The following is a 20,379-nucleotide window of genomic DNA, read 5'->3' as shown; positions in this document are numbered from 1 at the left end:
TGACATCATCGATTGGCGACAACCGGTCGGTTTCTCATCCATGTCATGCCGCGCAGCTCTCCGGCGTCCTGGCGTTGAACCTGTACCGACCGAGCCGACATAGGTTCAATCATGCTCTTTGCGGCCGGCAAGAAGCAGGCTGCCGATCCCGCCGCGCGCGATCGTGGAATGCTCGTAGCCGACGATCATGAAGCTTTCGCTCTGCACGCATTTGATCTTCAATCAGCCGCCGGTGCGGCCGCAGCGATAGGGCAGGTCCCGGTGCTTGGCGATGATGCCCTCGAGCCCCATCGAACAGGCATCTGCCCAAAATACGGCGCCATCGAGAAAATCTTCCAGGAAGTGCCGGCGGACGAAAAGGTCATGTCATCCAAATAAAGAAGGTCGAAAGCGAAGAACACCGATTCCATCGACGACCGCTTGGCGCCGTGCCCTAAAGCCAGCGCTGCAACGCCCCCGAAATCCGAGCGGCCTTCTTGATCGTGCACGACCGCCTCGCCACCGAGGATGGCGGTTCTGACGCCGAGCTTGCGCCTCGGCGATGGCTGGAAAACGGTGTGTCCAATCGTGGCGTATAGCGTCGCCACTATTGATTTGGCTTAGAATAGATCGGCACATACGAAGTGACATTATGACCTATACTCATCTAGCTGGGCCGGTGAAATTAAGTAATTTTCAACAATATTATTGACGCGCAGAAATTGAAAAATATAGTTGCCAGATGGTAAAGTGGTCTACCGTAGAAATTACGCGTTGCCAAAAGTTGGGGGAATTAATGGACTTTTTCACTACGCATTTCCTAAGTAGCGAGTACTACAATTCGAACAGTAACGCATCCATTCAAGGGCAGCTATCATCGAGTTACGAGGGAGCACTTTCCGACGCAGTGAAGCAACTGGCGGACTACGTTGGCTTTATTTATTCCGAGCAGCCCGGCGTTTCCCTGGACGACGCCAAGGCCGTTGTCGAAGCGATCTCCGCGGGTCAGTTCCAACTCACCGGTCTGCAAAGCTCAGCACAGAGCAAGACCGGCCCGGTCGACGGAAACCTGATCCAGGATCCAGACCCCACCGTCTTGGTCAACGGTGTGTCGATCTCGATCAAGGACATGCTCGGCGGTCTCGATACCGAAAGCTGGAAGGATGCCGGCAAGAACGGCCAGTGGCATACGCGGGAGTTCTACACGTCGGCGCATGAGCCGCATGGGTACGATCCCGACTGGGCGAATCCGCCGAAGGCGAACGAGGCGCCGACGGCTTCCGTACTGCATTTCAACGCAACGGAGACGCAATCGACCTACGACGCGGCGCACGTCATCAGCAATGGAGCGGTGGACGGCCACACGCCGTTCATGAGCCTGCTGGAAGGGGCGTCGGATCCGGATGGCGATGTGCTGACGACGAGCGGCTATAAGTTCTTCGACGAGGCCCACAATGAGATCGCCCAGCCGGGCTACATCACGATCGACGGCAACGGCAACCTTGTCATCGACCAGAATAGCCGCGAATTGGACGACCTGAAGGAAGGTGTCCACCTCAATCTGTCCGTCGAGTACAACATCGACGACGGTCACGGCCATGCGATTTCCAATACGGCCTTTATCGATATCGTGGGCACCGCCGACATCTACAAGGCAAGCGGCTCAGATTACGTGGAGCAGGAGCACCTTCGGTCGGATTCGGATAACGGTGGCGGAAACCTCAACGGCAATGTTTTGAGCATTGTCTTCGATGAAGCACAAAACGGCGGGTTCGATTTCACGGTCACCAAGGCAACCTTGACCGCGACCGAAACCGGGCTGACAGGGAACGAGAAGATCACCATCTCCGACGGGACAACGATTGAATTTGGCGGTGGCGCTATAAATCTCGATGCCAGCACCACCACGAAGCCGGTTCCCTTGCTTGACGGCGCCCTGAACGACAACAAGGTGGACTACAATGTCGGTTTCAACGGTCAGACCGACCCGACCGATAGTGTGACGGTCGGCGTGAAGTACGACTACGACTACTGGCACTGGGCCTAAAACCATCACATCAAACAAGCGGAGGGCGCATGGACGTCCTCCGTACCCGGCGGCTAACGTGCCACCCGAGAACGGTGTCACGAGGTCCTCCTTATATGTGGCCGATACTCCAGAATTTCACGGAGCATCGGCTCGAGCGTAGCGGGCGGTGATGATCAGGAATCCGGAGTTAAGGGCGGTCGCCCATCAGTTGCGGCAATATTACTTTGTCGCGGGCCTTTTCAGTCTTGCAGTCAATCTGCTGTATCTGGCCGGGCCCATCTACATGCTTCAGGTCTACGACCGGGTCATGTCCAGCGGCAGCGTCACCACGCTTGTCATGCTGAGCCTGATACTTCTCCTCGCCTATTTCTGCCTGGTCGGGCTGGACATGGTGCGCGGACGCATTCTCAACCGGGCGGGCATCCGTATGGACGCGCTTCTGTCACAACGGCTGCTGCTGGCCTCGCTCGAACGTCCAGAGGCCCGCAGCCAACCCTTGCGCGATCTCGACACGATCCGGCAATTCGCCACCGGCGGCGGCGTTCAGGCCCTGTTCGACCTTCCGTGGGTACCGCTCTACCTGATCGTCCTGTTTCTCCTTCATCCGCTGCTTGGCGCGTTCGCCCTGTGCGGAGGCATCGTGATCGGTGCGCTGGCCTTTATAAACGAACTGGTCCTGCGCAAGACGCTCAGCGAGGCGGGTGACGCCTCGAACCGAAATTACGCATTCACTGACGTCAGCCTGCGCAATGCCGAATCCGTCAACGCCATGGGAATGGCGCACAACCTGATCCTGCGCTGGTCCGACGACCGCAACCTGATGCTCCAACGCCAATTGCTGGCAGGAGATCGCGGTGGCTTCATCGGCGGTATAATCAAGTTCGTCAGGATGTCGATGCAATCGATCGTGCTCGGACTCGGCGCCTTTCTCGTAATTGAGCGCATGGCGACGGCCGGCATCATGTTTGCGGGCTCAATGCTGCTGGGGCGTGCGCTTCAGCCGATCGAACAGGTGGTGGCGCACTGGCGCAGCTTCGTTTCCGCCCGCGACGCCTATGCGCGCATCGACAAGTTGCTGGCAGCCGTCCCAACAGAAAGACCGGGCCTCCTTCTGCCCCGCCCCGACGGAACGCTGAGCGTTGAAAACGTGGTGTTCGCCGCCAGCGCTCAGAAGCCCGTACTCAAGGGCGTATCCTTCAGGCTCCAAGCGGGCGAGGCTCTGGGCGTGATCGGTCCGTCCGGGGCCGGCAAGTCGACGCTGGCCCGCTTGCTCATGGGTGTTGCGACGCCCTCGGCCGGCGCCGTCCGGCTGGACGGGGCCAATATCGCCCAATGGCCGAAATCCCGCCTCGGCCGCTATCTCGGCTACATGCCGCAGGACATCGAGCTCTTTCCCGACACGATCGCTGCCAACATCTGCCGTTTCGAGACGGGAGAAGACCACCTGGTCGTCGAAGCGGCCAAGATTGCGGGCGTGCACGAGCTGATCCTGCAGCTTCCGCAGGGCTATGACACGCGCATCGGTGCTGGCGGGGCAATGCTGTCGGGCGGTACGCGGCAGCGCATCGGTCTGGCGCGCGCGGTATATGGCCTGCCAAACCTCGTGATTCTCGACGAACCCAGCTCGAACCTCGATACGGTCGGCGATCTGGCGCTCGCCGAATGCCTGCGGCACCTCAAGGAGCACGGGCGCACCGTCGTCGTCATCTCCCACAGGGCCGCCACGATCGCCGCCGTGGACAAGCTGCTCGTGTTGAAGGATGGTCTCGTGGAGGCGTTCGGTGAGCGGGACGACATGATGCGGCGTTTCCTGTCGCCGCAGGCAAGCGGCAGACCAAACATCAAGGTAATCCACCTCAACCAGCCCGCGCTTTCTTCCATTGGGGGTGCCGAATGACGGCTGCGGCCCTCTCATCTTCACTGTCGCGGCAAGCGACAAAGCCGAAAACGCCTCGACCGGATGACGACTTCCGGCCGGTGGCGCGGACCGGCTGGTTCATCATCCTGGGCTTCTTCGGATGCCTTGGCACCTGGGCAGCGCTCGCGCCGCTGAACGCCGCGGTCATCGGCGACGGCCTGGTCAAGGTTCAGGGCAATCGCAAGAGCATCCAGCATCTCGACGGCGGCACGATCCGGCGGCTGGGCGTCCATGAGGGAAGCCATGTCCGTCAGGGAGACCTGCTGGTCGTGTTCGACGACACGCAGGCAAGAGCGCAGGTCACGATCCTGGAGAAGCAGCAGATCCAGTTCCTGGCCGTGGAAGCGCGCCTCGTGGCCGAGGCGACGGGCGCGGAGACGTTGACCTTGCCTGCGAGCCTTTCGGGGGCGAGGAATTCGGCCGTGGCCGACATCCTTCAGGAACAGGTCGACGAATTCAACGTCCGCAGTTCCGCGCTGGCGGGCGAACGCGAGGTGCTGGGCAAGAAGATGCTTCAGTACCAGACCCAGCTTGACGGTGTCGAGGCGCAGAAGCGTGCCCTCAACGAACGCCTGCAGAGTTTTGCCACTGACCGCGAGATCCAGGAACGTCTGGTCGCGAAGGGGATTGCGACAAGGACACGTCTCAACGAACTGGAGAGGGCGGAGAGCGGCATCCGTGGTGATCTGGAAGCACAGTTGACGTCTGCCGACGTGACGCGTCAGTCCATCGCCGAGGTGAGGGCACAAATCGACAACCTCTCGAGCGAGCGAAAGAAGGAGGTCGCCGGTGAGATGCGGGACGTGCGCACACGCCTGGCCGAGATCACACCACGCCTTGAGGCCGCAAGAGTCACACTGAAAAACATGGAGGTGCGCTCTCCCGCGGATGGAACCATCGTCGACCTCAAGTTCTTCAATGACGGCCAGGTGGTTCGCCCCGGCGAGACGCTGCTCGAGATCGTTCCCGACAACTCTCCCCTCACCGTCGAGGCGCGCATCAGGGTCGAGGATGTCGCGGACGTGAAGCCGGATATGGATGCGGAGGTCCATTTCACGTCCTACAAGCAGAAGACCCTTCCCATCATTCACGGAAAGGTGACCGGCGTCTCCGCAGACCGTCTGACGGACGAGCGGAGCCAGGTGCCATACTACGCGGTGACCGTCGACGTCGATCCAGAGGAACTGGCCGCAAGCCCGAATGTCCAGCTCTATCCTGGCATGCCTGCGAGCGTCATGATCACGACGGAGGGGCGCTCGGCGCTCAAATATCTCCTCGGACCGTTGGCGTCCAATCTGAATACCTCGTTCCGAGAGCGCTGAAGTGGCGGCTCCCTAGACCCCGATCGCGCCCTGCATGTCGGCGTTCAATAGCGCCGTGGCGGTTTCGTTCAGATGCCCGCGCAACCCGTTTTGGCGGACCAGATTTTCGTTTCGCCAGAGGACCAGCCGACGTTGACGCTTGAAACGCGTTGCCGGTAGATGGCCGCATCGGTCCCATGTCCGGCAGAATCGGCCGTTCTTCTTCGCCGGGAACTTTTCGGAGCTTCACCGGTTTGGAACGCGCAACAGCTATGACAGGTATGTTGCACGCTGGTTCCCAGTCCCTTAAAGCACCAGCACAAAGGGCTCGGCGCTCCCGGTCGCCGGGCCTTTTCAGGAGGGATTTACCTCATTGAAGTGATCAAGGATTCCGTGACGACTGCGTCGCATGATGGCACGAAGAAGCCGCCGGAATTCGCGCCGACGGCCTAAGTCTCCACTAGAAGTTAAGATACGAGGCTCACACCCGACCGATGATGATAGGGGTAATAGTCGCGATAGCCGTAGTACCGGGGATAGCCGTAATATCGCGGAGGGTAGCACGAGCCAATAATACCGGCAGTCGCGGTAAGCGTACCGCCGATTCTTCCAGTGGCCATACGCATATCCATGACCGTGGCCGCGATGTTTGACCTTTTCGACGTCGGCGGTGTGGATAGGTACTGCTTTCGGCACGACGACCGGCATGGCGTTTGACGGCAGGGCGAAAGATCCAGCCAGGACTATGGCTGCGAGTGTGGGAAAAACCTCTTCATGATCGGTGCATCCTTTCAGGGTGATGAGCATTAACCTCAGATGAAGGGCTGCGCGCTGCGGTCTTCCGAAAGACACCGGCCGACGCGCTGCTGCGAGAGACGCAGGCGATGATCGCGCCGGCCCGTAGGTGACTGCGAGTAAAAGAGACCAACCCTTGCGGCAGGTCCGACGCGGATCACGCGCCCTGAAATGCAGCGGGCAACGACGTCGCCATCGCCTGCCCGGTTGAGGACCATTCGCCCGACCATCCGCGACAGCAAAGACTCTGCCTGCTCGGTAACTGCATGAACGCTCATGCTCGGCCATCCGCGCAGGCCGGATTTACCTGGTCCTGGGGTTGTCTTGATAAACGGGCCGATTTGGGTTGCGCGGTGTCGTCGTACATGCCGACACAAACGCGGCCGGGCCGACCAGCACTCCGGTCGCTGCCTTTGTCTCAAATCTGCTCATACGGACCTCCCGCCGCGTGGCGGCGGCGTCCTCGACGAGGAATTCGGACAGGAGCCGCCCCAGAGCGCTAGTGATGATCTCGATCGTCGCGTGCTATCTCGTAGGTATTGGCCGGCCGTAGTCTGCACCATGGTCGCCATTCGGTTGACGGGCAGGAAGTAACGCCAGGAATAGGCTCTCCGACCTCCCGCCGTGACAGTGTGGTTGCTTTGGCGCAAACCGCGCGAGGCGAGAGGCCGGTGGGCTGTGCAAGCAGGGTTAGAAGAAGATACTTTTCGCTTGGCGCAGCGGAGCCACGCATCAAGCTTCAGCGGTTTGGGTTGCGACTGAAGTCCGCTTGGGACAGGAAGGCGACAATAGCCTCTGCCTTCTGACGTCACGAGCAGTCGCCCTTCTTCAGTCTTGCGTGAGATGATCGGAACGCATTTGGGTCGAGGAGAAACTAGAGGTTGGCTTTTGTTCGCTGCGTTCGCGTGAGCCCACGACCTCCACAGGTGTTTTCACGATGATCTCACGATGCGGGAACGGGATTGAAATACCGGCAGCCTTGAACGCATCCCACAATGCCATCAGGACCTGACCGCGGACGTTGGTCAGGCCGTTGCTCGGGTCGGAGATCCAGAACCTCAGTTTGAAGTCGAGCGACGATGAACCAAATGCTGTCATCCAACAGACCGGTGGGGCATGCGTACTGGCAACGCGAGGGATGGCTTTCGCAGCTTCGACCGCGATGCGGGCAACCTCGTGTGGGTCGCTGTCGTACGAGGTGCCGAAAACGACCTCGATGCGGACAAACTCGCTGGAAAAGGACCAATTCACGACCTGCTGGGAAATGAAATCCTCGTTCGGGATGAGGTATTCCTTTCCATCTCTGGTGATGACGGAAACGAAACGGGAGCGTAGGTCGCGGATCGCCCCGAAGGTTTCTCCAAGCGTAATAGTGTCGCCCGGTTTGATCGACTTATCGAGAAGGATGATGATGCCGGAAATGAAATTGGAGACCACCTTCTGCAGGCCGAAACCGACGCCAACGCCGACGGCACCCGAAAAAATCGTGAGGGCCGTCAGGTCGATACCCGTTGCAGATAGGGCGACCGCAATCGCCAATCCGATAAAGCTGATCTTGATGAGCTTGCTGATGAGGACCTTTAGCGATGGTGTGAGATCCGCGGACTTCTGTATCCAATGCGACGACACGTTGCCGATCAGAACGGCCAGCCAGATCAGTGCGGCAGAAAGGACGATGGCCTTCAAGACCAGCAACATCGAAAGGCGCGCAGCCCCGAGGTTGACGGCAACGCCATCGAGGGCGGTGAGGATCGCCTGATCCAGTCCAAGTGCGTATAGTGCGAAATAGAACCAACCCGCGACCGCAACGACCTTTGCGAGCATTTGGTTTCTGATTAAGCGCGTCAGCACCGCGATCACAAACCACGCCGCCACGAGCGTAAGCGCTGTGCCAACCAGCCACCGGTACGAAGGCCATCCGAACCGTGACAGGATCACGTCGGCGATCCATAGCCATATGATCAAGAAGAGCCACCGCAGCCGCCTCATGAAGGCGATGATGACGCGGAGCAGATCGGGGTTTCCTTTAATGGTGCGAGCGCGGGTCTCCAGTGCCGGCTCTATCCGTTTTGCCAGCACACCGCTAAGCAGGTAACCGGCCGCAACCACCACGAACTGATAGGCTGTCCACTCGTTTAACAGGACAGTTTGCAGCCAATGTCCGGCAGCGCTGACAGCTTCTGGAAAATCCATCGCATTTCTCGTCGAAATCTCCGCGGGGGACAACCTGCGGCATCGTTCTATCAAAGCCGAATGCTCTGACATTATGGAAAACTCGAACGAGGCAAGGATGGTTCCTGCCCCCGCACAGCCACGGGAACTGGGGTAAGCCAACTTTGTTTGACGAAGATGATGGCCTCAAGCGGCCGTGTTGGGTCCGATATCGATGAAAAGGCCGCAGCCCATCCAGGTGTTTCCAGTGGAGCCAGCGGCATTCCCGATAGCGTTCCAATTCTCGATCCAAAGCGCGCCGTTCCACGTCCCGCGCTATTTGTCGGAGGGTGACTTCCCAAGTGAGGCGCGTAAATTGGCATCCTTCGAGACGAATGGAGGATGTGCCGATGCCCCGCTTTCTTGCCGTTTATACCATGAAGCCCGAGGACCTGGCATCCTTTCGAAACCTGCCCAAAGCCGAGCAGGATGCAGTCGACGAGTGGTCAGCGTGGGAAGAAAGAAATGCTGCGTCCATCCCTGATCCTGGTGGAATGGTGGGCAAGACGACACGCATGACCAAGGAGGGCGTCGTCAATGCGGTGAATTCGTTCTGCGGCTACTTGGTGATCGAAGGGGAGAGCGCTGATGCTGCTGCAAGACTGTTCGAACACCACCCGCACATGACCGTTTTTCCGGGCGACGGGGTGGATATAATGCCTTTTTTGACGTGACCGCGTTGCGCGGGCATCACCATAGCCGATTATCTCACGTCAGCGACGAGTGAGTCCTCATGGGCCACAATCCGCCAGCCGTAACAGGCTCCGAGCGCTCGAGGCGAGCGACGTGGTGGGAGGCGCGGCGGAGGACTTGTCATTGAATCCGGCGGCGTCCGTGGAACAAGGGCGTACTCGCAGGTCAAAAGCGGCCTCTGCAGTCGAAGAACGCATGGTCAATTCGCATTCGTCTAAGTGGTTCGACACGCGAATTGGCTCTATTCATTTGGCCATCGACAGCTTCGCGCATGTGACCTGCTCAAGCTTCGAGTCGACGCCCTGTGGTCCGCAAGTGCGATCGGAAATCGGCAATGACCGCAAAACGGGGCCGACAGAAGCCTTTAGGCACGTATCACCGTGAGGGGCACGGCAAGAGACCCTCAATGGCGCCGCTTTCTGGCGGTTGACGATCGCGGTGAGCGTGCTGCTTCTTGTAATTTGCCCGAAACGCCGCGTGCGTCCACTCAGCGCGTCACATGTCCAAGTCCTTGGCCATTTTTAGATGATGAGCACAGACCGCTATTGGTTATCGGGGCAGGCTTCACTCTTGGAAGCGCCACCGTTACAGTCTTGGGTCGCAACCAAACCGGGAGCCGGCTCAGCCGCGCAGCGCGAGCGGTCTACTGTGCCAGTGGAATTGGTGTTGCCGCCCGTCGTGCTATTCGTGGCATTCGGATCGACGACCGCAGTTCTGTTGGTACCCGTCTGTGTCTGCACGTCACCGCTTGCGCCGCCGCCTGCGTCCTGGCCCGGGGTCTTGTCGCCGGTCATGCCGGGTTGACACGCCAGGAATGCCTGTGCCCTGAATTGTCCTGGCGCCGAAATGTGAGCCGGGAAGTTCCGATCCTCCACCGTGAGACGTGCCTGGCATGACCCCGAAAAAATGGGGCTCGGCCCGGATATGGGAGGATGGCGATGCGATCTGCCAGGCCCGCTCGTGACCGACTTCGGCGCAAGCCGAGCCCTCCAGGCGGCGTGCGGCGGACAAGAGCGAGAAGCAAGGCCTAGCCTGCGCTTCGAGTTTTGTCCTTGTCATTGACGTCGATAATGAACGCGCGCCTTTGTCTCACAGCGTCCAGCGTCGTCGGAAGTGAACAGCTGGCGCTGTCTTGCGCCGGCGCGATCAAATTGCCAATTATGGCAAGGAGAATGGACGGTTGCGAGAGAATTGAAGACGTGCAGCGCTTGGCGTTCCTCCCGTGCGTCAGATCGAGCAGCCGAGAAACGGTCCCATGTCGAAGCGATCAGGAAGTGCAGATTTGCCGCTCCACGGGGGGCGAGTTCCACATTGGCTGAGTGACCGCATGTCGAGGCTCGGTGCGCTGATCACCGAAGCCATCGTGCATCACTATGGGCGCGAAGAAATGTTGCGCAGGCTGTCTCATCCATTCTGGTTTCAGTCGTTTGGCGCCGTGATGGGCATGGATTGGCATTCGTCCGGTATCACGACGAGCGTGCTTGGCGCACTGAAGCGAGGCTTGAAGCCGCTTTCGGCTGAGTTAGGGCTGCACGTTTGCGGTGGGCGAGGCTCACATTCTCGAAGAACACCGACAGAACTGATCGACATCGGCTACCGTGTGGGGATTGACGGAGCAGCGTTGGCCAATGTCAGCCGGCTGATCGCCAAGGTTGACAGTGCAGCTGTCCAGGACGGTTTCGATCTCTACCTGCACGGTTTCATTGTGACAAGCGACGGTCGATGGGTCGTGGTACAGCAGGGAATGAACCCGGAAAGACGTCAGGCAAGACGATATCACTGGCTGTCGGAGGGACTGGAGAATTTTCTGGACTCGCCCCATAGCGCGATAGAGGGCCGCAGCCAGGGCAACATCATCAATCTTGCTGATAAGCGAGCCGATCAATCGCGAACCGGCCAGCTTGATCTTCTGGCGACGCTCGGTCCCGATCGTATCGCGCGTGAAGCCTTGGCTCTGGATCATGCCCGCGATGCCGTTGCGCATCCTTGCGACGAGCCGCTTTTGCCGCACCTGATCATGCCCGCGCACCATGATGTTCGCGAAAGCAACGTGAACATGAAGCGCCTCCATGCAAACTTGGCCGCTGCCGCCGATCGCGGACCTGCTGATTATCCGGAACTGCTTCTTGTGCCAGGTGTGGGGCCGCGGACGGTGAGGGCGCTTGCCATGGTCTCGGAGGTTGTCCATGGCGCACCATGCCGCTTCTCCGATCCTGCGCGGTTTTCTCTCGCACATGGCGGCAAGGACCGTCATCCCTTTCCGGTGCCCTTGAAGGTATATGACGAGACGATTCGCGTTTTGAAATCGGCGGTCGCAAAAGGGAAACTGGCACGCGAGGAAGAACTCGCCGCCTTATGGCGCCTCGATCAACAGGCACGCCGGGCCGAACAATATGCAACTGGACCTGATCTCAAAGAAATCATTGCAGGTGAGTTTGGCGATTCCACCGAGCTTGGTGGCCGTAGCGTGTTTGGCTGGGAGTAACCACACGCCTGACGGTTGGCATTCTAAAGGCCGGAAGCATGGTTTAAAGTCTCACTCCAGGCTTCGGATCCGCCAGCGTATCACCGGGGGGCCGAGCGCTGCCCCTATCCGTGCTCACCGCGAGCACTCGCTATCGAGGCAATGAATGCCATCGCCACCGTATCTTGCGGATAGTGGCTTCAAATGCATTGCCGTCCATGAAACCGTGTCGGCAGCACACCCCTGTCATCGTCGGTTACAAAGACGAGCGGGATGCTCCGCTCCGCCAGACTGTCCGCCAAGGGGAATATCTGCGTTCCGTTCAGCTGGACACCGAGAACGACGGCATCGACCGGCTCTTGCCAAAGGGCGCAAAGCCATTCCGGGCCAGAAGAAGGGCCGACGATTTGGCTTCCTTGCTCTTCCAGTGCGGCGCAGAGCGCGATGGCCTGCAGATTGTCGTCTTCAACGACGAGGACATGTTTTCCAAGAAGCTCCGCCCATTCCCGGCCTCGCCGGCGTTCCCTTATTTTTCGATCCGGATTTTGGCACGCCTATCCCATTGGCTTCATTTGTGAAGGAGTGCGATCTCAACGTAGCTACTATCCGCCAGCCCCGGGAGGAGCATCGTTTTCAAAAAACTCCCGGTATTGCACCGTCTCGGCCTCGTTGACATCGATTGTCGCGGACGGCTTGGCGATCAGACGTACGCCCGGCCCGCCATCCACAAGTCCTTCGCTGAAGAGCAAGACACCGGCAGCAGAAAGAGCATTGACGATCGCCCGCGTGGTCGTCGTATCAGGAAGAGGCCCGCTTTGTGCCTCCACCGCGTGGACACTGACGACAGAAACGCCGGCCGCCTTTGCCAAGTCCTCAGGGCTCCATCGCAACAGAGCTCTTGCCGCCGCCAACTGCTCGACTGAAGTCATGCAATCCTCCAACACCATTCTCGTGCTCGCAGGCTCTATCATTGCGACCAAGCTGACGGCTCGACGCCGATAGGCCGTGACCGAAAGGCTTGATTGTAGCACTGGCCAAATTGGTGCCCGGCATTTGCCAACGCCCCGCGCCGCCCGCGCTATCCAGGCTCAAGGCAGTCTCTCGCACTTATCCGTGGCGCATCGCCAGCGGCGCCGGTTGCGCCGGGAGACGAGCTCTCTCTGTATGAGACCGCGAAAGCCCGAGCACGGTTGACATTATGCCCGGGCTCATTCGTCTGGGCCGGCCGCGGCCTCACCGGCACGCCTTTGCCATCCTGGGCAGATCGGCACCTTCATCCGGATTGGGAAGCGGCACGTCACCAGGCAGCCGGTCTGGTTCCGGCTCCTTGATTGGAGGCTCTGGTTTGAAGGGAGTCGGCATGGGAGGGCTCGCTGGATCGCCGGCAAGTACGGGGTCATCGGGTATCGAGGTCATAATGTCGCTCCAGCTTTGTGTGAGAAATGTCTCCGCGCGCCATTTCGATCATGACAGGATACACGCGCGATGCGCCGATCGCTCGCGCGGAACACTGCGTTTGCCCTGGCCGCAATCACCTTGGTCGTTTCGATGTCGACACTCCGTTCGTGCGGACTCGATTTGCTGGCCGGCCGTATTGCTTTCCGGCTCACCAATGACGGCATGGGCGGCAACCTGATCTGTCCCATCCGGTGACTTGCGTCGTGGTGGCTCAAAACGACGCCAGGGTCTCATTGTTCCCTAGGCCGTCGGACCGCCTGCGCCTGATACTGCAAACCGCATTTTGCCGAGCGGCTCCGGCACCGCGATAGGGTCACCGGTGCTGATCCGCCAGCCAGCGCTCGGCAACGCGCCGTTTCATGAAGACCGTGGGGTTTCTGGCAGACCAGAGGGCCGTCAAAAAGGTATCGGTATCGCGGTCCTTCCTGAAAGATAAGCGGGATTGGACGGTAGCCAGTCATGCGGCGCGATGGCCGAGACCATCGAACCCACTATCGCCCGGGCTGATGAACTAGCGTGGGACTGATGAGGCGTTCTCCGAAATTTCTAAGCGAGCACTATGGGTTTGCAACTTCGCTTTCCTCGTTCCCCAATTCGCATGGCTGGAACTCCGGGACCACCGCAGCGTTAGAAGGGCTCTTTAAACCGGCGACCAAATGAATATTAGCATGGGCCTTTCGCACGACCATCGATCGTGCCTATGCGTTGCCTCGATGGGTCACGCTGGGTTCAGTGGCTATGTCGATATCTGGTTCATGGTTTTCTTCGACGTCGGCGTTTCGATCGCCTCGTGATGGTGTTGCAAGGCTCAGTCGACCAATGTGGCGTTCGTTCGCGGTCGTCGGGGCAAACCCAGCACTCGCATGCCTGGAATCGATCTTGACTGCGCCACCGTGCTTGCGGGGCGATCTCGCTGATCTCAGCAAGTCATGAGTTATCACAGAACCTGAATGTTCTGGCGGGGTAGGTGGCCGCAAAACAAGCGGCGGTCGATACTATTTAAGAAGTTCAGGCGGGACCCTGCCGCCGTTTTGGGAGAGTGCCTTCATAAGCGCCCTGTGCAGAAACAGGTTCATTTTCGCGCTGTCTTGCGTGTCGGCGGTGTAGCCGAGTTCGGCTGCGAGTTCGGTTCGCTCTGGATAGCTTGCATCCATGCCGATCGCCTTCATCAGGTCGACGATCGAACGGCGCCAGTCGAGTGTTTGACCCGACATTCGGACGGCTTCATCGAGGATTGGCTCAATGTCCACCATTGGGCCGGTCGGTGGCGGCGGTGCTCCGGTCGCGGGATCCGTTATGAAAGGAGGCGACGCGGCGATCTGGTCTGATACTGATTGCATGACCACTGGCGGGGAACCAGGGGTTCGAAGGCTTGCCTCGTCGTTTTGCTGCTTGCCTATGATTGCATTCCGGATGCGCTCGAAGATACTCATCGTCGTTTACCCCGCTGCCGTTGCAGCTTTTTCATCGCCTTCGAATTCCTTCAACGCTGCGCAGAACCGTCTGTGCAGTCTGTTCTTGCAAGACGGTGACCCGGTGGATCATTCACGTTTCGCTGTACCGTCGGCGCACATCTCCTTAATGATCTTGAGACCTTCCTCGTATTTCGAAGGATCCGATCCGACCTTCTCGGCCTGCGAGAGATTGTCTTTGAGGTCGGCGACCTTTACCGGGCAAGCGAGGTCGTTGCTGGCGATGCGCGTGACAAACTCGCGGTCGTCTTCATCCGCGCGCTTAGTCAGGGCGTCGACTGCGTCAATGAGAGTAAAACTGAATCCCTCGTTACGCAGACGCTCCAGCGTCCAGCCGGGTCCCTTCTCGACGACGTCATGAAGGTATGCGAGGATGCGCGCGTCCTCCCCCTCGACGGCGTCCGCCACCCGTTTGCAGTGCGAAAAGTATGGCTCGCCCGTCTTATCAGTCTGCCCTGCATGAGCGTTGAACGCGATTTTTATGGCTCGTAGCAGTCCCGACGGATCACTTTGCTCATCCCAACGGCCTGGTCGTCCTGATCCCATCACCTTACCTCCAAGCAATGAACGCCGGAAAAAGGGTTGAGTTCCTAAAATGCAAGGGCGAAGGTTTCTCGTCGAGTTCGAGCTCACCATACCGCGGCCTAATCATTTGCCGGCCTTGGCACGCATCGCCAACACTCTCCCGCTTGTTCTCCCTCGGATCGGAGCACTTCACTCAGCCTCGCCAGAGAGGGACAGGCAAGGCTTGTCACGGTGAAATGGCAAACCCAGGCAGACCGGTCGAATAGTTGGACGATAAATCAAGCCCCGTATTTTAAATCGTTGGAACAAAAAGAGATTCCTGCAGTTCGTTTGTTTTCAACAAGAGGAAACGTCATGAAGAAACTCATGATCTTCACCATCGGTATTGTGGTGACTGCGTCCGCCGTGCTCGGCCAGAGTGAAGCGCAGACCACCACACAAACCACGCCGGCAATCAAGACCGAGCAAAATCCCGGAGCCCCGGTCGCAGGAAAGAACAGCTTTACCGAAGACCAGGCAAAGACCCGGATCGAAGACGCCGGCTACGCCGATGTCACCGGCCTCAAACTGGACAATCAGGGCATATGGCGGGCCACCGCCACCAAGGACGGCAAGCAGGCTAATGTGGCCCTGGACTTCCAGGGCAACGTAACGATGACAAAGTAACCCAAGAATAACAAGGAGCAGTTCCATGAGAATGGTCGCCGGACTTTATGATAATTACGATGACGCACGAAGGGCCGTGATGGCGCTGGAAGACGCAGGCATCCCATCAGACGACATCAGCATCGCAACCAACAAGGCGAACGGCGTCGATGTCGAGGGCCAGGGCAGCCGCGCTGCAGAGGGCGCAGGAACAGGGGCCGGGCTTGGCGCATTGGTAGGCGGCGCCGGCGGTCTCCTCACCGGTCTTGGCATGCTTGCGATCCCCGGCGTCGGTCCGGTGGTTGCCGCCGGCTGGCTTGCTGCGACCGCGGCTGGAGTTGCCGCGGGCGCCGCTGCAGGTGGTGCGGTCGGTGGCATCGTCGGTGCGATGGTCAGCGAAGGCGTTCCTGAGGAAGACGCACAGGTTTACGCCGAAGGCATCCGGCGCGGTGGATCGGTCGTCGCGGCGCGGGTCGAGGAAGGTCGTGCCGCCGCGGCTCAGTCGATCCTGGACAGGGCTCGTCCTGTCGATATCGCGGCACGCCGGGCGAGTTATGTCGAGCAGGGGTGGACGCGCTTCGATGAAAATGCCGATCCCTACACCCTCGAACAGATCGCCGCTGAACGTGAGCGTTATCGCTCCAGCCTCTAGGCGACATTCCGAGCGTTGGAGCGGTCGCCTTGTGCGGCCGCTCTTGGATTGAGCGAACCGGGAGGGTCAACCGCTATGCTCTGCGGGTTTCGCGCAAGGTGTGTTCAACGAGGCAAGCTCTGTCCCCTCAGGGACGGCGTATTTCGGAACATTCCCCTGCAAAGATCGTTGTCGTTCCTGGTTGCGGATCCTTTACAGGCTCTTTGCACATGTCTGAGAACCAAATCCTTAGCGAACCCGTCGATGATCTGGCGCGCCGCCTCGCATCGATGATCGACGACGAGGTGTTTGCAGCCATGGAGCTTTTGGAAATAGCGAGCGAGGAACGAAAGCGGGAAGACCTGGACGATGTTCTCTCAAGAATCGCGCTGATAGAAAGCGAGATAGAGCGGCGTTATCCAGGACAGCTTCTGATCCCATACCGGGAGTGGAAAGAGGGCAATGCGAGGCACTGAGTGCAACTCTCGGAATTAGAGCTCCGCAGCAGCGTATCAACAACAGCCGACGCTATTCAGGCCGACCGGAACCTGAGGCTTTTGGCCTGAGGATCGCGCCTTGACCGGGGAGCGCCATCCCTCTGGCAACCGGTGACAAAAATCTGGGAACCAAGGAATTCAGGTAGTGACGATTATGCACCTTGATCACTTTTTGGACGCAAAACCGGATCGGGCATTCGTACGTCGGGATGCGTATGGGCGTGATCTTTTTCGGTAGAGTGCTGAAGGTTCTGCAAATTTCCTAAAGAAGGCGGCCATGGCAGACTGGTGATGTTCAACGTCACCTATTCCCCGGAGGGAACGCCACCATGACCAAGACCGATGGTAAGACAGCCAGTGCTGCAGTGAAAGAGATTTTGCTATCGAACCCTGACGGCTTGCGTGAAGTGATCCGCGCCGTGATGCAGGAAGTTCTGGAAGCGGAGATGGACGAGGCGCTTGGAGCTGGCAAAAGCGAGCGCACACCGGACCGGCTCGGATACCGCTCAGGCCACTATGGCCGAACGTTGATCACCCGCGTTGGCAAGCTTGAACTGCGTGTTCCGCAAGATCGCTCGGGACACTTTTCCACCGAACTGTTTGAACGTTATCAACGTTCCGAGCGAGCCCTGGTGGCGACCTTGGCAGAGATGTATGTGCAGGGGGTGTCGACCAGAAAGGTCAAGGCGATCACTGAAGAACTCTGCGGCCATGCTTTCTCGGCATCTTCAATCTCGGCGATCAACAAGCGATTGGACGAAAGCCTGAAGGCGTTTGCGGAACGCCCGCTTCTTGAGCCCTTTGCCTACCTGATCCTCGATGCCCGCTATGAGAAGGTCCGTGAGGCTGGCGTGGTGATGAGCCAGGCAGTGCTGGTTGCCGTTGGCATCGATTGGGACGGACGGCGGCAGATTCTGGCTGTCGAAATGGCGGCCCGGGAGAGCCGCTCGGCGTGGAAGGACTTCCTCGTCAAGTTGAAGGGCCGCGGTCTACGGGGTGTGGAACTGGTGGTCTCGGACGATCACGCCGGCCTCGTGGCGGCGATCGCGGAGACGCTTCCCGAGGCCGCCTGGCAGCGCTGTTACGTGCACTTTCTGCGCAACGCCCTCGATCACCTGCCACGAAAGCATGGCGACGACTGCCTGCAGGAGCTGCGGTGGCTCTACGACCGGCGCGACCTCGACGAAGCCAAGACCGATCTCTCCGCCTGGCTCGCCAAGTGGTCGGCACGCTATCCGCGCTTGACCAGCTGGGTCGAGGAGACAATCGAACAGACGCTGACCTTCTTCCGATTGCCACGCCAGCATCACAAGCACTTGAAATCGACCAATATGCTTGAACGCCTCAACGAGGAAATCCGCCGCAGGACCTACGTGGTGCGCATCTTTCCAAATGCAGAGAGCTGCTTGCGCCTCGTCAGAGCCCTCGCAGTTGAAACCCACGAAAACTGGATGGAGGCCAATCGATACATCAACATGGACGATCTACGAGAGCACAAAAAGCTCGCTATGCGCCAAGCCGCATGACCGCCCAATTTGCTGAACTTGACGCACATAACCTCTTTTTCGCTTCGCGATCGAGTATGGATGGACAACGCGCATTGGGCCGCCAGCATCCGGGCTTATTCCCATGAGGACGCTGAAGCAGGCATCAAAGCAATGAAGGGGACGCTTGCTGTGGTCAGATGTTCTGCGAAGTGTCGGGATAAACGCAACCAGAATTCAAGAATCGATCGGCGTGACCTGCGGCAGGTGCTGCAACGGTTCGGCCGGAAACGGGACGTTAGCGTTCATGCCTCATGACAGCGCGCGAAATCGTTCAAGCGAAGGCGTGTTATCCAAAAGACGGTTGCGCAGGAACCTTGACAGGAATGAAAAGTTACTGCCTGGCAAGGCAAAAGCGTGTCCCTTTGAGTGGAGGTCAGGAACTGCTGTTTGCAGCTTATCATCGGTGAAAGGAGCTGGAGGAGACATGCTGAAATCACTTCTGAAGGAGATTATCGGCGCACCGCCCGCGATTCTGGAACGCTGTCCGAGCCTGCTGCCATTTCGCAACAAGTACCATGTTCTGGTTCTTTTCGAGGGTGCTGCCGATGATCGGCCTGAAATCCAGGAAAACTTGCTCGCAAACCAGCACGACACGCTGCAATCATACGAGATTGCCTTATTGCGTGTCGCAGGCGGCGGCGTCTTTACCAGTCTCGACAATCCGGCGGATATCGATGCCGACGAGCTGCGCAACGATCTGCACGGACCGTCGCCGGAGGAGTTCGAAGCTGTCTTGGTGGACCGCGAGGGTGCCGTTGTCTTGCGCTCGTCGAACCCGGTAAGCCTGCCATACCTATTGGACCTGATTAACGGCTGCCCGCGCGCCAGTCCTCCGTCACGTAGCAATCTCTAATCGAAAGGAGAAGTGTTCCTATAATCCGTCGCTTGCGTCGGCAGCTGCGCGCCTACGCTCTTGCGATTCCCTCTTATTTTCGATGATGGTTCGCGAGTGACGCTGGTACGCTGAGATCAGCGATCTCCATTTCTCCGTGAGGAGGAACGGAAATGAACGTCATGATCGTCGAGGACGAGTACTACATCGCAGCCACCATTGAACAGACGCTTGCCCTTGCCAACAAGGCAGACATTGCCGCCTGCCCGGTCATGCCGTCGGCGAGCCTCAAATCGACCAGGGCGCTGGCCGCAAACCGATTGACCGGTTCGGCGTGCAGGTCATTTATGTGACTGCGATACCGGAATGCACAGGAACGGGACTGGCGTCCGCCCTCTCTGATCATTCTGGCTTCATCGTGTGGAGACTGCCGCGACTGCGGGTCCGCACGCGATCAGTCTTCACGCCCATCCGGCAGACCCTCCTGTTTCCAAAGATCACCGACCATAGGCCCTTTTTCCCAGAGAACGCTCGCTCCTTTGCTTCCTGGCAGTCGCGAACCGCCTTCATTGGGAACTTGCAGCCAAAAAGTCGGTTTGACGCGCAGGGGGTATCATCGCGACCCGTTACGGAGTCGTACTTTGACTGAGAACGCCATCATGCAGATCTATCACGCATTTACACCTGACAATGCCATCGCCGGTTCCATCGTCGTGAGGCTTTACCATTCCGGCGATCAGGTGCGAGGCTATGTTCGCGAGATCAGCGCGCGCGCAACGGCAGATTCCATCTTCCCGGGTGAGGAAATGGAGCCCAAGGCGGCGCTCAGGCTTGCTCGAGACCATGCGCAGAATGCACAAGTTAAGTCAGTCTATGTTGAACTGGCTGAGGGCCTACAGTGGGATAACGCGTGGGGCGTACTCGTGTGACGCCGTCGGGGCGGTGCTTTGTCTAGCCCTGATCGTTATCATCCTTAACCTTGGATATGTCGTAGTTCAGGTCCCAATCCTTCACTTTCTTCCCCCGCGGGGGAGCCTTGTTGGCTGTCGCGTCTTCGGAGCCCGTAATGACTGTCGGCTTGGCACTGGCTACGCCGCTACTGTCGCGCTTTGCCTGCGAGGGGGCAAATTGGCCCTGTGCGTCTTTTCGGTTCTTCATCAGTTTCACTCCTATACATTCGAGCTGACGACGCCTGCTATGTGTCGACTTCGGTGACAGCAGGCTTGCCGCTGGCAACCCATCCTAAGCCTCCAACCGCGAGACCGTACGCCAGTATGGTTTCAACCGTCGTGGTAGACTCAAGGTTCCGCCTGATTGAATGATATTCGGCGCCATGACGCCAAATGGGGATCAATAAGATCGCCATCACTTAGACGCCCGGC

At 58.9% G+C, this 20,379-nt stretch carries 21 protein-coding genes and 2 pseudogenes; 14 read left to right on the top strand and 9 right to left on the bottom strand.

Going from position 1 to position 20,379, the window contains the following annotated elements; all coding sequences use genetic code 11:
- Window positions 1-24: 24 nt before the first annotated feature.
- Window positions 25-570 (bottom strand): annotated as a pseudogene (locus tag NBG89_RS26970) (non-homologous end-joining DNA ligase); the annotation flags it as partial.
- A 205-nt stretch (window positions 571-775) separates the two neighbouring features.
- Between NBG89_RS26970 and NBG89_RS26965 the strand changes: the two are divergent.
- From NBG89_RS26965 to NBG89_RS26955, 3 genes are all read left to right on the top strand, one after another.
- Window positions 776-2,026 carry a hypothetical protein gene (locus tag NBG89_RS26965; protein WP_431323348.1) on the top strand — a complete coding sequence of 417 codons (1,251 nt, stop codon included), beginning with the start codon at window positions 776-778 and terminating at the stop codon, window positions 2,024-2,026.
- Between the two features lie 151 nt (window positions 2,027-2,177).
- Window positions 2,178-3,905: a type I secretion system permease/ATPase gene (locus tag NBG89_RS26960; protein ID WP_431323347.1), complete on the top strand. Its 1,728-nt coding sequence runs from the start codon at window positions 2,178-2,180 to the stop codon at window positions 3,903-3,905.
- Window positions 3,902-5,248, top strand: coding sequence for an HlyD family type I secretion periplasmic adaptor subunit (locus NBG89_RS26955; RefSeq protein WP_431323346.1), 1,347 nt, complete (start codon window positions 3,902-3,904; stop codon window positions 5,246-5,248). Before NBG89_RS26960 ends, NBG89_RS26955 begins: the two co-directional genes overlap by 4 nt.
- Before the next feature lie 439 nt (window positions 5,249-5,687).
- Here the strand turns inward: NBG89_RS26955 and NBG89_RS26950 are convergent.
- The 3 genes and pseudogenes from NBG89_RS26950 to NBG89_RS26940 form a co-directional block, all read right to left on the bottom strand.
- A pseudogene (locus NBG89_RS26950) lies at window positions 5,688-6,034 on the bottom strand (hypothetical protein).
- A gap of 5 nt (window positions 6,035-6,039) precedes the next feature.
- On the bottom strand, window positions 6,040-6,300 hold the full coding sequence (locus NBG89_RS26945; RefSeq protein WP_431323345.1) for a hypothetical protein: 261 nt from the start codon (window positions 6,298-6,300) through the stop codon (window positions 6,040-6,042).
- A 550-nt stretch (window positions 6,301-6,850) separates the two neighbouring features.
- Window positions 6,851-8,215: a mechanosensitive ion channel domain-containing protein gene (locus tag NBG89_RS26940; RefSeq protein ID WP_431323344.1), complete on the bottom strand. Its 1,365-nt coding sequence runs from the start codon at window positions 8,213-8,215 to the stop codon at window positions 6,851-6,853.
- A gap of 368 nt (window positions 8,216-8,583) precedes the next feature.
- On the opposite strand from NBG89_RS26940, the gene NBG89_RS26935 reads away from it, so the two are divergent.
- Together NBG89_RS26935 and NBG89_RS26930 are read left to right on the top strand one after the other, a co-directional pair.
- Window positions 8,584-8,907, top strand: a complete 324-nt coding sequence (locus NBG89_RS26935) for a hypothetical protein (protein WP_431323343.1) — start codon at window positions 8,584-8,586, stop codon at window positions 8,905-8,907.
- Window positions 8,908-10,181: 1,274 nt separating this feature from the next.
- A complete protein-coding gene (locus NBG89_RS26930; RefSeq protein ID WP_431323342.1) occupies window positions 10,182-11,411 on the top strand; it encodes a DUF763 domain-containing protein in 1,230 nt (409 codons plus the stop codon).
- Window positions 11,412-11,992: 581 nt separating this feature from the next.
- Here NBG89_RS26930 and NBG89_RS26925 read toward each other — a convergent pair.
- Together NBG89_RS26925 and NBG89_RS26920 are read right to left on the bottom strand one after the other, a co-directional pair.
- Entirely contained in the window at window positions 11,993-12,319 is a 327-nt protein-coding gene (locus NBG89_RS26925) for a helix-turn-helix domain-containing protein (protein WP_431323341.1), read from the bottom strand.
- Between the two features lie 304 nt (window positions 12,320-12,623).
- A complete protein-coding gene (locus NBG89_RS26920) occupies window positions 12,624-12,806 on the bottom strand; it encodes a hypothetical protein (protein WP_431323340.1) in 183 nt (60 codons plus the stop codon).
- 69 nt (window positions 12,807-12,875) lie between these two features.
- Here NBG89_RS26920 and NBG89_RS26915 point away from each other — a divergent pair, with 69 nt between their 5' ends.
- Window positions 12,876-13,043, top strand: coding sequence for a hypothetical protein (locus NBG89_RS26915; RefSeq protein ID WP_431323339.1), 168 nt, complete (start codon window positions 12,876-12,878; stop codon window positions 13,041-13,043).
- Window positions 13,044-13,504: 461 nt separating this feature from the next.
- Complete coding sequence (locus tag NBG89_RS26910; protein ID WP_431323338.1) at window positions 13,505-13,642, top strand: hypothetical protein; 138 nt, start codon at window positions 13,505-13,507, stop codon at window positions 13,640-13,642.
- A 201-nt stretch (window positions 13,643-13,843) separates the two neighbouring features.
- On the opposite strand, the gene NBG89_RS26905 is transcribed toward NBG89_RS26910, so the two are convergent.
- Both NBG89_RS26905 and NBG89_RS26900 read right to left on the bottom strand, forming a co-directional pair.
- On the bottom strand, window positions 13,844-14,281 hold the full coding sequence (locus NBG89_RS26905; protein ID WP_431323337.1) for a DUF3597 domain-containing protein: 438 nt from the start codon (window positions 14,279-14,281) through the stop codon (window positions 13,844-13,846).
- A gap of 108 nt (window positions 14,282-14,389) precedes the next feature.
- Complete coding sequence (locus NBG89_RS26900; protein ID WP_431323336.1) at window positions 14,390-14,866, bottom strand: HD domain-containing protein; 477 nt, start codon at window positions 14,864-14,866, stop codon at window positions 14,390-14,392.
- Between the two features lie 333 nt (window positions 14,867-15,199).
- Between NBG89_RS26900 and NBG89_RS26895 the strand changes: the two genes are divergently transcribed.
- The 7 genes from NBG89_RS26895 (at window position 15,200) to NBG89_RS26865 (ending at window position 19,926) form a co-directional block, all read left to right on the top strand.
- Window positions 15,200-15,511: a PepSY domain-containing protein gene (locus NBG89_RS26895; RefSeq protein ID WP_431323335.1), complete on the top strand. Its 312-nt coding sequence runs from the start codon at window positions 15,200-15,202 to the stop codon at window positions 15,509-15,511.
- A gap of 25 nt (window positions 15,512-15,536) precedes the next feature.
- Entirely contained in the window at window positions 15,537-16,142 is a 606-nt protein-coding gene (locus tag NBG89_RS26890) for a general stress protein (RefSeq protein ID WP_431323334.1), read from the top strand.
- A gap of 209 nt (window positions 16,143-16,351) precedes the next feature.
- Complete coding sequence (locus NBG89_RS26885) at window positions 16,352-16,597, top strand: hypothetical protein (protein ID WP_431323333.1); 246 nt, start codon at window positions 16,352-16,354, stop codon at window positions 16,595-16,597.
- Window positions 16,598-16,947: 350 nt separating this feature from the next.
- Window positions 16,948-18,144: an IS256 family transposase gene (locus NBG89_RS26880; RefSeq protein ID WP_431321730.1), complete on the top strand. Its 1,197-nt coding sequence runs from the start codon at window positions 16,948-16,950 to the stop codon at window positions 18,142-18,144.
- A 445-nt stretch (window positions 18,145-18,589) separates the two neighbouring features.
- Window positions 18,590-19,018, top strand: coding sequence for a DUF4174 domain-containing protein (locus NBG89_RS26875; protein WP_431323332.1), 429 nt, complete (start codon window positions 18,590-18,592; stop codon window positions 19,016-19,018).
- A 152-nt stretch (window positions 19,019-19,170) separates the two neighbouring features.
- Window positions 19,171-19,350: a hypothetical protein gene (locus NBG89_RS26870; protein ID WP_431323331.1), complete on the top strand. Its 180-nt coding sequence runs from the start codon at window positions 19,171-19,173 to the stop codon at window positions 19,348-19,350.
- Between the two features lie 288 nt (window positions 19,351-19,638).
- Window positions 19,639-19,926 carry a hypothetical protein gene (locus NBG89_RS26865; RefSeq protein ID WP_431323330.1) on the top strand — a complete coding sequence of 96 codons (288 nt, stop codon included), beginning with the start codon at window positions 19,639-19,641 and terminating at the stop codon, window positions 19,924-19,926.
- A 22-nt stretch (window positions 19,927-19,948) separates the two neighbouring features.
- Here NBG89_RS26865 and NBG89_RS26860 read toward each other — a convergent pair whose 3' ends face one another.
- Complete coding sequence (locus NBG89_RS26860) at window positions 19,949-20,155, bottom strand: hypothetical protein (RefSeq protein WP_431323329.1); 207 nt, start codon at window positions 20,153-20,155, stop codon at window positions 19,949-19,951.
- Window positions 20,156-20,379: the final 224 nt, after the last annotated feature.

This window comes from Rhizobium sp. YTU87027 (assembly GCF_050644135.1).
Taxonomy (GTDB): Bacteria; Pseudomonadota; Alphaproteobacteria; order Rhizobiales; family Rhizobiaceae; genus Rhizobium.
This window is presented reverse-complemented; position numbering and strand designations above follow the sequence as displayed.